Source organism: Lysinibacillus agricola (genome assembly GCF_016638705.1).
Classification (GTDB): domain Bacteria; phylum Bacillota; class Bacilli; order Bacillales_A; family Planococcaceae; genus Lysinibacillus; species Lysinibacillus agricola.
On the sequence record NZ_CP067341.1, the window covers coordinates 1 to 12,409 of the forward strand.

Genomic DNA, 12,409 nt, shown 5'->3' on the forward strand with positions numbered 1-12,409 from the left:
TTGGAACATTTAGAAGAACTATGGAATAATGTCCTGGCTCAGGTTGAACAAAAAATTTCTAAACCAAGCTTCGAAACGTGGCTAAAGTCTACTAAACTACTTTCCTACAATGGAAGTGGTTCTACTGTGACAATTGCTGCGCCAAATTCGTTTGCTCGAGACTGGCTTGAAAATCATTATATTCATTTGATTACAGGTATATTAACGGAGCTTACAGGCGAAGACTTGCTTATTAAGTTTGTTGTTCAAAAAAACCAGGATTCGGACGATTTCGATCTGCCGGCGCCGATTATCCAAGCAAAAAATAACGAACACCATGATATTTCACCAGGAATGTTAAACCCGAAGTATACTTTTGATACGTTTGTTATTGGCTCTGGTAACCGCTTTGCACATGCTGCCTCGCTAGCTGTCGCAGAAGCGCCTGCGAAGGCTTATAACCCATTTTTTATCTATGGGGGAGTAGGGCTTGGCAAAACACACTTAATGCATGCGATTGGTCATTATGTACTGGAACATAATCCAAATGCAAAGGTTGTATATTTATCATCTGAAAAATTTACAAATGAATTTATTAACTCAATTCGAGATAATAAGGCACTCGATTTTCGCAATAAATACCGCAATGTAGATGTACTGCTAATTGATGATATTCAATTTCTAGCTGGAAAAGAATCAACTCAGGAAGAATTTTTCCACACTTTTAATACATTGCATGAAGAATCGAAACAAATTGTTATATCCAGTGATCGTCCTCCTAAGGAAATTCCGACATTGGAAGATCGTTTGCGTTCTCGATTCGAATGGGGACTAATTACAGATATTGCGCCTCCTGATTTGGAAACTCGTATTGCCATTCTCCGAAAAAAGGCAAAAGCTGATGGTCTAGAAGTGCCAAATGAAGTTATGCTCTATATTGCGAACCAGATTGACTCCAATATTCGGGAGCTTGAAGGTGCGCTTATTCGCGTCGTTGCCTATTCATCCCTTGTTAACAAGGATATTAATGCGACTTTGGCTGCTGAAGCATTAAAGGATATTATTCCTAATTCGAAGCCGCGAACTGTCACTATATTAGACATTCAAAATGCAGTAGGAGAGCATTTTAACATTCGTTTAGAGGATTTTGTCGCGAAAAAACGAACAAAGTTAATTGCCTTTCCACGTCAAGTCGCGATGTTTTTATCCCGCGAATTAACAGATTTTTCGCTGCCGAAAATTGGCGAAGAATTTGGTGGACGTGACCATACTACTGTTATACATGCTCACGAGAAAATATCTTCTATGTTGAAAAATGACGTTCAGCTACAGCAAGATATTAAACAAATTCGAAGCATGCTAGGGAAATAATACTGTGGACAACTCAATCGTTTAAACACAAACTTATACACAGTCTATCTACATGTGGATAGACTGATTTTATTCACTTAAACATACTTATCCACAAATCCACAGGGCCTATTACTATATCTTTTTTATTTTATATAAATAAATAATATAAATATGTGAGGGAAAACGAATGAAATTTGATATTTTACGTGACCGTTTATTAGAGGGTTTAAATGATGTCATGAAAGCCGTAAGTTCTAAAACAACTATTCCAATTTTAACGGGAATTAAAATTGATGTTACAGATGAGGGTATTCGCTTAACAGGTAGTGACGCTGATATTACAATTCAAACATTTATTCCTGTTGAAGAAGATGGTCAACAAATAATTCATATTACAGAAACAGGATCAATTGTTGTACAAGCTCGTATGTTTAATGAAATTGTACGTAAGTTACCAACAAATGAGGTTGAAATTCAAGTAACACCTGGTTTCCAAACTCATATCCGTTCAGGTAAATCTGAATTCCACTTAATTGGCTCAGACGCTACTGAATATCCGTTATTACCTGAATTAACAGAGGATCAAAAATTTACTATTCCTGCAGACCTATTAAAGTCAATTATCCGTGAAACAGTATTCGCTGTTGCCACTTCAGAAAGTAGACCGGTGTTGACAGGTGTAAACTGGCAGATAAAAAATGAAACATTAATCTGTGTTGCAACAGATAGCCACCGTTTGGCAAGACGTAAAGTTCAACTGGAAAATTTACCTGAGGTTGAACATAGTGTTGTAATTCCTGGTAAAAGTTTAAATGAGTTAAATAAAGTTTTAGAGGATTCAACAAATCTTGTACAAATTGTGATTACAAGCCAGCAAGTATTATTTAAAACTGGAGAAGTATTATTCTTCTCTCGTTTACTTGAAGGTAATTACCCAGATACATCACGTTTAATTCCAGAAGAATATCAAACAAATTTAACGATTAATGGTAAATCATTATTACAAGCAATCGATCGTGCATCTCTTGTTGCTCGTGGAGATCGTAATAATGTTGTACGTTTCGAGATTTTAGATAATCAAGCTGTCGAAGTTTCTTCTAATTCTCCAGAAATCGGTAAGGTTCAAGAGGAAATCCCTGTTGAGTCATTAGAAGGGGAGAACTTAAAAATTTCTTTCAGTGCGAAATACATGATGGAAGCATTAAAAGCAATAGATGGCCAAGATGTAGTTATTCAATTCACAGGAGCAATGAGACCGTTTATTTTACGCTCTGTTCATGATGATGCTATTTTACAGTTGATTTTACCTGTACGTACTTATTAAAATTTAAACTATTTGTGTTGGAGAGAATAAAACTCCATAATTTCAAGCTTTAATTGCTTTGAAAAACGTTCTGATAGTCGCTGATTGCGGCTATCTTTTTTTACTTATGGGGAATTTTTAGGTATGATAGAGAGATAGACAATCTGTATTTGGAGGGGAACACAGCTATGAAGGACATTGAAATTGATGTAGAGTTTGTCACATTAGGACAGCTTTTAAAAATGACTGATGCTATTAGCTCTGGTGGCATGGCAAAGTGGTTTTTACACGAAAATGATGTATATGTAAATGGAGAAGTGGATGATCGCCGCGGTCGTAAATTGCGTGACGGTGACATTGTAAATATTCCTGGATGTGGTCGATTTCGTATCGTTGGAACCACTGGACAGTAAATTATGCATATAGAGCATTTAGAACTTACAAATTACCGTAACTATGATGCCTTAGCTTTAAATTTCTCTCCAAAAATCAATGTTTTCATTGGTGAAAATGCACAAGGGAAAACAAATGTTATGGAATCTATTTACGTATTGGCAATGGCTAAATCCCATCGAACGACGAACGATAAAGAATTAATACGTTGGGATTCAGACTATGGTAAAATAGAAGGGGCCGTTCAAAAAAGGCATGGTATTTTACCGATTGAGCTTACGGTTACGAAAAAAGGCAAAAAAGGTAAGATAAATCATATAGAGCAAAGTCGTCTTAGTCATTATATTGGCCAAATGAATGTCGTGATGTTTGCCCCTGAAGATTTAAATGTTGTAAAGGGGAGTCCGCAAATACGACGACGTTTTATAGATATGGAGATTGGGCAAATTTCGCCTGTCTATTTACATGATTTATTAACCTTTCAAAAAATTTTAAAGCAACGTAATCATTTTTTAAAAATGAATCAAGGCAAAACAATGCCAGATGACGTGATGTACGAGGTTTATAATGAACAATATATTCACGCAGCTACCCAAATTATTCGAAAAAGATTTCAATTTATGGATTTATTGCAGGAGTGGGCAGAGCCTATTCACGCAGGTATTTCACAAGGGAAGGAAACGTTGGTTATTAAATACCGCACTGTAGCTGGTATTGAAAAAGAACATACTTCTAGTGAAATTGAAGGCTTCTTGCATAAAAAGCTAATAGAAACTAAGGAGCGTGAATTTGATCGTGGTGTTACACTAGTTGGTCCACATCGAGATGATTTGCAGTTTTTAGTAAATGGCTATGATGTTCAGACATACGGCTCACAAGGACAGCAACGCACAACCGCTCTTTCATTAAAACTTGCCGAAATTGAGTTAATTAAACAAGAAACGAATGAAACACCCATACTACTTTTAGATGATGTATTGTCGGAACTCGACGATTATCGCCAATCGCATTTATTAAATACCATTCAAGGTGAAGTTCAAACCTTTGTTACGACTACAAGTGTTGATGGAATTCATCATGAAACGATGGAGCATGCAAAGCTGTTTCACGTGAAACAAGGTGCGATTGAAGAAAGTTAGCCCGGGTAGTTTTTTAGATTACAAAAGAATGGTAATAGTCAGCTCGGTTGACTGTTCATTCATTTACACACAATGATGTTATGAAGGAGTAGATGAAAGCCGTGGCTATAGAGAACGAAGGTTTACAAAATCAAGCTTATGAAGCCGATCAGATACAGGTATTAGAAGGTTTAGAAGCGGTACGTAAAAGACCAGGGATGTATATCGGTTCAACAAGCTCTAAAGGGCTACATCATTTAGTATGGGAAATTGTTGATAATAGTATTGATGAAGCACTTGCAGGATTTTGTACAGATATAAAAGTAACGATAGAAAAAGACAACTGGATCCGTGTAGAGGACAATGGTCGTGGTATTCCGGTAAGCATTCAAGAAAAAATGGGTAAGCCTGCTGTTGAAGTTATTATGACAGTGCTACATGCTGGCGGTAAGTTCGGCGGTGGAGGATACAAAGTATCTGGTGGTCTTCATGGCGTAGGGGCTTCTGTTGTAAATGCTCTATCAGCTGTGACGATTGTTCAAGTTCATCGTGAGGGTCATATTCATGAAATTAAATTTGAACGTGGAAGAACTATTCAAGAGCTAACAATTATCGGTGAGACAGATCGTAATGGAACAACTACACGTTTTAAAGCTGACCCTGAAATATTTAAAGAAACGACTGTTTATGAATTTGACATTTTAGCACATCGTATTCGTGAATTAGCTTATTTGAATCGTGGTATCAAGATTACAATTGCTGATGAACGTGAAGATCAGGAACGTTCTACTACGTATCATTATGAAGGTGGTATTCGTTCTTATGTAGAGCATTTGAATCAATCTAAAGAGCCAATCCATGATCCAATTGATGTTCTTGGGGAAAAGGATGGTATTTCAGTTGAAATTGCTATGCAATATAATGCTGGATTCTCTTCAAATATTTTTTCATTTGCTAATAACATTAATACGTATGAAGGCGGTACACATGAGTCTGGTTTTAAAACAGCTCTGACACGTGTTATTAATGATTACGCGCGAAAAAATGGGCTATTAAAAGAGTCAGATGCAAACCTTACTGGTGAGGATGTTCGTGAAGGGTTAACAGCTATTGTTTCAATTAAGCATCCTGATCCACAATTTGAAGGACAAACAAAAACAAAGCTTGGTAACTCTGAAGTTAGCCAAATTACTAACTCCTTATTCTCAGATGGTTTTGAACGATTTATGCTAGAAAATCCAACTATAGCTCGTAAGGTTGTAGAAAAAGGTTTAATGGCTGCTCGTGCACGTGTCGCTGCTAAAAAAGCACGTGAATTTACACGTCGCAAAAATGCGCTTGAAGTATCAAGCTTGCCAGGTAAATTAGCTGACTGTTCATCAACAAATCCAGCAGAATGTGAAATTTATATCGTTGAGGGTGATTCTGCCGGCGGGTCAGCAAAATCTGGACGTGACCGACACTTCCAAGCAATCTTACCGTTACGTGGTAAAATCCTTAACGTTGAAAAAGCACGCTTAGATAAAATTTTATCGAATGCAGAAATCCGTGCAATGATTACAGCGTTTGGCACAGGTATTGGTGAAGAGTTTTCTTTAGAAAAGGCTCGTTATCATAAAATCATTATTATGACAGATGCCGATGTTGATGGTGCACACATCCGAACATTATTGTTAACATTCTTCTTCCGTTTCCTTCGACCTCTCATAGAGGCAGGTTATATTTATATTGCACAGCCACCTCTTTATCAAGTAAAGCAAGGTAAGCATGTTGAGTATTGCTATGATGAAGAAACATTAAGAGAAATTTTAGAACGACTACCGAAAATGCCAAAACCAAATGTGCAACGATACAAAGGTCTTGGAGAAATGAATGCGGAGCAGCTTTGGGAAACTACAATGGACCCTGAGTACCGCACATTGTTACAAGTAGAATTAGATGATGCAATTAAAGCAAACCAAGCATTTGAGCGTTTAATGGGCGATGAAGTTGAACCTCGTCGTCAATTTATCGAAGAAAATGCTGTATACGCTAATTTAGATATTTAATTTTTCTTGAGAGGAGGTCTACACTTTGTCAGAACAAGAACGCTCCGGTGTTAAAGGAGTTAATATAACAGAAGAAATTGAAACATCCTTCCTCGATTATGCGATGAGTGTAATCGTTTCTCGTGCCTTACCAGATGTACGTGATGGATTAAAACCTGTACATCGTCGTATTTTATATGGCATGCAAGAGCTAGGGAATACAGCAGATAAAGCGTACAAAAAATCAGCACGTATTGTTGGGGACGTAATGGGTAAATACCATCCACATGGTGACTCATCCATCTATGATGCAATGGTACGTATGGCGCAAGATTTTAGCTATCGTTACATGCTTGTCGATGGTCATGGTAACTTTGGATCTGTCGATGGCGATGGAGCTGCAGCGATGCGTTATACAGAATCACGTATGTCTCGTATTGCAATGGAGATGCTTCGCGATATCAATAAAGACACAATTGACTATACAGATAACTATGATGGTTCAGAAAAGGAACCTATTGTCCTTCCAAGTCGCTATCCAAACTTATTAGTAAATGGAGCGGCAGGAATTGCAGTTGGTATGGCGACAAATATTCCACCACATCAACTTGGTGAAACGATAGATGCAGTAATAGCACTTTCTGAAAATCCTGCCATTACAACGGAAGAATTGATGGAAATCATCCCAGGACCTGATTTCCCAACTGGTGGATTAATTTTAGGCCGTAGCGGTATTCGTCGTGCCTACGAAACAGGCCGTGGCTCTATCATTATTCGTGCGAAGGTAGAGATTGAACAAAAAGCAAATGGTAAGGAAACAATTCTCATTCATGAATTACCATACCAAGTGAATAAAGCTAAGCTTATTGAAAAAATAGCAGAGCTTGTACGCGATAAAAAAATTGATGGTATTACAAACCTACGTGATGAATCTGACCGACGCGGTATGCGAGTAGTCATTGAGATCCGCAAAGATGCAAATGCCAACGTAGTTTTAAATAATTTATATAAACAAACAGCAATGCAATCGAGCTTCGGTATTAATATGCTGTCATTAGTAAATGGCCAGCCTAAAGTAATGGGCTTAAAAGAAATGCTGTATCATTATTTAGAGCACCAAAAGGTTATTATTCGTCGTCGTACGGAATTTGACTTAAGGAAAGCGGAAGACCGTGCACATATTTTAGAGGGCTTACGTATCGCTCTTGATCATATCGACGAAATTATTGCTATTATCCGTGGTTCACGTAGTGGTGATGAAGCGAAGCCACAATTAATGGAACGATTCAATTTATCTGAACGTCAAGCGCAAGCAATTTTAGATATGCGTTTAGTCCGTTTAAGTGGATTAGAGCGTGAAAAAATTGAAGCAGAATATCAAGAACTTCAAATACTAATTGCTGAATTAAAAGCGATTTTGGCAGATGAAGCTAAAATTGTTGAAATTATTCGTACTGAAATATTAGAGCTGAAAGAACGCTTTAATGATAAACGCCGTACTGAAATAACATCTGGCGGTTTAGAAATGATTGAAGACGAGGATTTAATTCCAGTTGAAAATTCAGTCGTAACTTTAACACATAATGGTTATATCAAACGTTTAGCTGCGAATACATATCGCAGTCAAAAACGTGGTGGTCGTGGCGTACAAGGTATGGGTACAAATGAAGATGATTTTGTTGAGCACCTTATGAATACATCCACACACGATACTATTTTATTTTTCACCTCAAAAGGAAAAGTATTTAGAGCAAAAGGTTATGAAATTCCAGAATTCGGGCGTACAGCGAAAGGATTACCGATTGTTAACTTACTCAATATTGAAAAAGGTGAGAAAGTAACAGCAATGATCCGTGTTGCTTCATTTGATGAAGATGCGTACTTTATCTTCACTACTAAAACTGGTATTACAAAGCGTACACCAGTATCTCAATTTGCAAACATCCGTACAAACGGCTTAATAGCTATTAGTTTACGAGAAGATGATGATCTCATTTCTGTTCGTTTAACAGATGGCGATAAGCAAGTAATAATAGGTACTCGTGATGGAATGCTCGTACGTTTCCAAGAGGATGATATTCGTTCAATGGGCCGTACTGCAGGTGGCGTACGTGGTATTAAATTACGTGATGATGACGAAGTAGTTGGCATGGAAATCGTTGAACCAGGACAGGAAATTTTAGTTGTTACTGAAAAAGGTTACGGAAAACGTACTTCTGAAGAGGAATATCGTTTACAAAGCCGTGGTGGTGTAGGATTAAAGACAATTCAAATCACTGATAAAAACGGTCCAATGGTAGCTGTAAAAACTGTTGATGGTTCTGAAGATGTAATGCTTATTACAATTAATGGTATGCTAATCCGTATGGATGTGAATGATATCTCATTAATTGGCCGTAGTACACAGGGAGTTCGTTTAATTCGTTTAGGGGATGACGAGCTTGTTGCAACTGTAGCAAAGGTTGAAAAAGCAGAAGAAGTAGAAGAAGCAGAAGAAGCAGAAGAAGCTAACGAAGAAAATGATCAAGTAGAAGAATAATAAAAAGACCGATGACGACAGCGAATGTTGCCGTTCATCGGTTTTTTTTAGCGTAAATCATGAAAAATAAGTAATTATTTTGAATTCCATGATAAAATGAAATTAACCTTATGTTTAAGCAAGTGAAATAGTGAAGAGGTGTTAATTGCGTGGAAACTATACATGTCCCAATTTCAGAGTTGCGTGTGGGTAAAGTAATTTCAGAAGATATTTTTGCAAATACGCAATATCCAATAATTTTTAAAAACACAATAATTTCCTATGAACATTTACAAGTTTTTTTTGCTTTTAATATTACAAGAGTCCCAGTTTATAAAGAAGGAATAGAGGCTCAATCTGAGATAAAAGAAACGGAAATAGTTGTTCCACCAGAGGTTATTCCAACTTTTAAAAGGGTTTATGACAATTCTGTTGAGCAATTCAAAAAGGAATTTAAAAATTGGGAAGCTGGCGCAAAGGTAGATATTGCGAAAGCACGTAAAATAATTTTGCCATTATTAGAAATGGTTTTAGAAGATCGTACAATAATTTTTGATTTAAATGAGTATTCAAATCCAAAAGACTATTTGTACCATCATTGTGTAGCAACAGCATTGATTTCTTCAGTGATTGCGCAAAAATTAGGTTATGATAGAGGAATTACAATTCAAGTTGCAATTGGAGGGTTATTAGCTGATTGTGGGATGGCAAAAATTCATCCACGTATCCGTGATAAAAAAACGACTTTAACAGAGCAGGAGTTTGATGAAATTTATAAACATCCGATTTATAGCTATAATATGGTCAAAGATTTAACAATCTTAAAGGATACAATGAAAGAGGCTATTTTCCAGCACCATGAGCGTTTAAATGGTAGTGGCTATCCAAAGGGTGAAAAAATTGCTAATATTTCTACTTTCGCTCAAATTATCGCTGTTGCAGATGTATTCCATGCAATGACATGTGAGCGAGTTTATAGAGTAAAGCAATCTTCCTTTAAAGTTATAGAAATGATTAATGAATCTGAATTTGGAAAATTTGATATTAAAGTAGTTCGTGCACTTATAGATATTGTTGCTGACCTTCCTATAGGTACAATAGTAGAACTATCTAATCTGGAACAGGGCGAAGTGATGTTTGTAAATAAATTTGCACCAACTCGTCCGCTAATCAAATTAAGCCACTCAGGAGAGATATTTGATTTAGGTAAAAATCGTACCTTCTATATTTCACGTATTATAACGAATATATAATAGTCGAAAGGCAACCCAATAATATATTGGCGGTTGCCTTTTTTCACTTTTATTGCAATCGGATTTATACGGCGAAAACAAAGCGACAGCAATAAAAAGACTCTAACCTCTAAATATAGCCAGATAAAATACGGGGATTTGATATATCAAAAACCGATTAACTAGAGAAAAAATTTCTTTGAAATCATTTCACTTCTTTCAGTAAATGTTTTTTGTAGCGAAAGCGAAGCGTCAGCTACAAATGTCTTTTGTACCGATAGCGTAGCGACAGGTACAGAAGTCTCCCACCTCTATAGTAGGTGAGAGGAATGCGCGGGTTTAAGTTGCTTTTCAGCGGGTGTCCAAACATCCAATGAAATAGAGGAACTCGCGCTAAGAACTTCATATGCTGTGAAAACGCCTGATTGGTAACATCATGTTGCTGGCGCTTCGCTTTCGCACAGAAAACATTTGTTGGCCTAAAGCTTCCATCGGATGAAAGGAGTTCTTTGTGCAAACACAAAGCCGAATCCGGACGCAATTATGCCGAGGCCTAATTGATTCAAGGTTAAGCTAAATCCGCTAAACATAGTGATGTAGAAGGAGAATAATAGTTTATATAAAATAGTGAAATATTTTTTTGAGAAAGTGTTGACATAGTTTTAGATTCTTGATATTATTAGTGAGTCGCCAAGAGGTGATGCTTAAAATAAAGTAATGAACCTTGAAAACTGAACAAGCAAAACGTAATCAATAAAGTTTCCAGTAGCTAACCTTGAGTTGGTGAACGAAACAAAATTTTGGACATCAAACATGATGCCAGCAAAACAATTTGAGCTAATCAAATTTCTTTTTATGGAGAGTTTGATCCTGGCTCAGGACGAACGCTGGCGGCGTGCCTAATACATGCAAGTCGAGCGAACAGAGAAGGAGCTTGCTCCTTTGACGTTAGCGGCGGACGGGTGAGTAACACGTGGGCAACCTACCTTATAGTTTGGGATAACTCCGGGAAACCGGGGCTAATACCGAATAATCTATTTCGCTTCATGGTGAAGTATTGAAAGACGGTTTCGGCTGTCGCTATAAGATGGGCCCGCGGCGCATTAGCTAGTTGGTGAGGTAACGGCTCACCAAGGCAACGATGCGTAGCCGACCTGAGAGGGTGATCGGCCACACTGGGACTGAGACACGGCCCAGACTCCTACGGGAGGCAGCAGTAGGGAATCTTCCACAATGGGCGAAAGCCTGATGGAGCAACGCCGCGTGAGTGAAGAAGGTTTTCGGATCGTAAAACTCTGTTGTAAGGGAAGAACAAGTACAGTAGTAACTGGCTGTACCTTGACGGTACCTTATTAGAAAGCCACGGCTAACTACGTGCCAGCAGCCGCGGTAATACGTAGGTGGCAAGCGTTGTCCGGGAATTATTGGGCGTAAAGCGCGCGCAGGCAGTCCTTTAAGTCTGATGTGAAAGCCCACGGCTCAACCGTGGAGGGTCATTGGAAACTGGGGGACTTGAGTGCAGAAGAGGAAAGTGGAATTCCAAGTGTAGCGGTGAAATGCGTAGAGATTTGGAGGAACACCAGTGGCGAAGGCGACTTTCTGGTCTGTAACTGACGCTGAGGCGCGAAAGCGTGGGGAGCAAACAGGATTAGATACCCTGGTAGTCCACGCCGTAAACGATGAGTGCTAAGTGTTAGGGGTTTCCGCCCTTAGTGCTGCAGCTAACGCATTAAGCACTCCGCCTGGGGAGTACGGTCGCAAGACTGAAACTCAAAGGAATTGACGGGGGCCCGCACAAGCGGTGGAGCATGTGGTTTTAATTCGAAGCAACGCGAAGAACCTTACCAGGTCTTGACATCCCGTTGACCACTGTAGAGATATAGTTTTTCCCTTCGGGGACAACGGTGACAGGTGGTGCATGGTTGTCGTCAGCTCGTGTCGTGAGATGTTGGGTTAAGTCCCGCAACGAGCGCAACCCTTGATCTTAGTTGCCATCATTTAGTTGGGCACTCTAAGGTGACTGCCGGTGACAAACCGGAGGAAGGTGGGGATGACGTCAAATCATCATGCCCCTTATGACCTGGGCTACACACGTGCTACAATGGACGATACAAACGGTTGCCAACTCGCGAGAGGGAGCTAATCCGATAAAGTCGTTCTCAGTTCGGATTGTAGGCTGCAACTCGCCTACATGAAGCCGGAATCGCTAGTAATCGCGGATCAGCATGCCGCGGTGAATACGTTCCCGGGCCTTGTACACACCGCCCGTCACACCACGAGAGTTTGTAACACCCGAAGTCGGTGGGGTAACCTTTGGAGCCAGCCGCCGAAGGTGGGATAGATGATTGGGGTGAAGTCGTAACAAGGTAGCCGTATCGGAAGGTGCGGCTGGATCACCTCCTTTCTAAGGATATTTTCGGAATACAAACCTAGGGTTTGTAAGATTACGTTTTGCGTTCAGTTTTGAAGGTTTATGAATAATTATA

7 protein-coding genes and 1 rRNA gene are annotated in these 12,409 nt (G+C 38.8%); all 8 read left to right on the forward strand.

All coding sequences use genetic code 11. The annotated features are described in order from the left end of the window. The 8 genes from dnaA (at position 1) to FJQ98_RS00040 (ending at position 12,327) form a co-directional block, all read left to right on the forward strand. Positions 1-1,350 (forward strand): chromosomal replication initiator protein DnaA, encoded by a 1,350-nt coding sequence (gene dnaA, locus FJQ98_RS00005; RefSeq protein WP_053595893.1) that lies wholly within the window; start codon positions 1-3, stop codon positions 1,348-1,350. Positions 1,351-1,519: 169 nt separating this feature from the next. Next, positions 1,520-2,656, forward strand: a complete 1,137-nt coding sequence (dnaN, locus tag FJQ98_RS00010) for a DNA polymerase III subunit beta (RefSeq protein WP_053595892.1) — start codon at positions 1,520-1,522, stop codon at positions 2,654-2,656. Positions 2,657-2,823: 167 nt separating this feature from the next. Then, a complete protein-coding gene (gene yaaA, locus FJQ98_RS00015) occupies positions 2,824-3,048 on the forward strand; it encodes a S4 domain-containing protein YaaA (RefSeq protein WP_053482950.1) in 225 nt (74 codons plus the stop codon). Positions 3,049-3,051: 3 nt separating this feature from the next. After that, positions 3,052-4,167, forward strand: a complete 1,116-nt coding sequence (gene recF / locus FJQ98_RS00020; RefSeq protein ID WP_053595891.1) for a DNA replication/repair protein RecF — start codon at positions 3,052-3,054, stop codon at positions 4,165-4,167. A 92-nt stretch (positions 4,168-4,259) separates the two neighbouring features. Beyond that, a complete protein-coding gene (gyrB, locus tag FJQ98_RS00025) occupies positions 4,260-6,194 on the forward strand; it encodes a DNA topoisomerase (ATP-hydrolyzing) subunit B (RefSeq protein WP_053595890.1) in 1,935 nt (644 codons plus the stop codon). A gap of 25 nt (positions 6,195-6,219) precedes the next feature. Further along, a complete protein-coding gene (gene gyrA, locus FJQ98_RS00030) occupies positions 6,220-8,712 on the forward strand; it encodes a DNA gyrase subunit A (protein WP_053595889.1) in 2,493 nt (830 codons plus the stop codon). Positions 8,713-8,861: 149 nt separating this feature from the next. Beyond that, positions 8,862-9,944: an HD-GYP domain-containing protein gene (locus tag FJQ98_RS00035; protein WP_053595888.1), complete on the forward strand. Its 1,083-nt coding sequence runs from the start codon at positions 8,862-8,864 to the stop codon at positions 9,942-9,944. An 831-nt stretch (positions 9,945-10,775) separates the two neighbouring features. After that, a 16S ribosomal RNA gene (locus tag FJQ98_RS00040) occupies positions 10,776-12,327 on the forward strand. Positions 12,328-12,409 lie beyond the last annotated feature (82 nt).

Bases quoted from the DNA above. Each gene is read 5' to 3' on its own strand.
- dnaN (WP_053595892.1), top strand. From the start codon at position 1,520: ATGAAATTTGATATTTTACGTGACCGTTTATTAGAGGGTTTAAATGAT.
- yaaA (WP_053482950.1), top strand. From the start codon at position 2,824: ATGAAGGACATTGAAATTGATGTAGAGTTTGTCACATTAGGACAGCTT.
- recF (WP_053595891.1), top strand. From the start codon at position 3,052: ATGCATATAGAGCATTTAGAACTTACAAATTACCGTAACTATGATGCC.
- gyrB (WP_053595890.1), top strand. From the start codon at position 4,260: ATGAAAGCCGTGGCTATAGAGAACGAAGGTTTACAAAATCAAGCTTAT.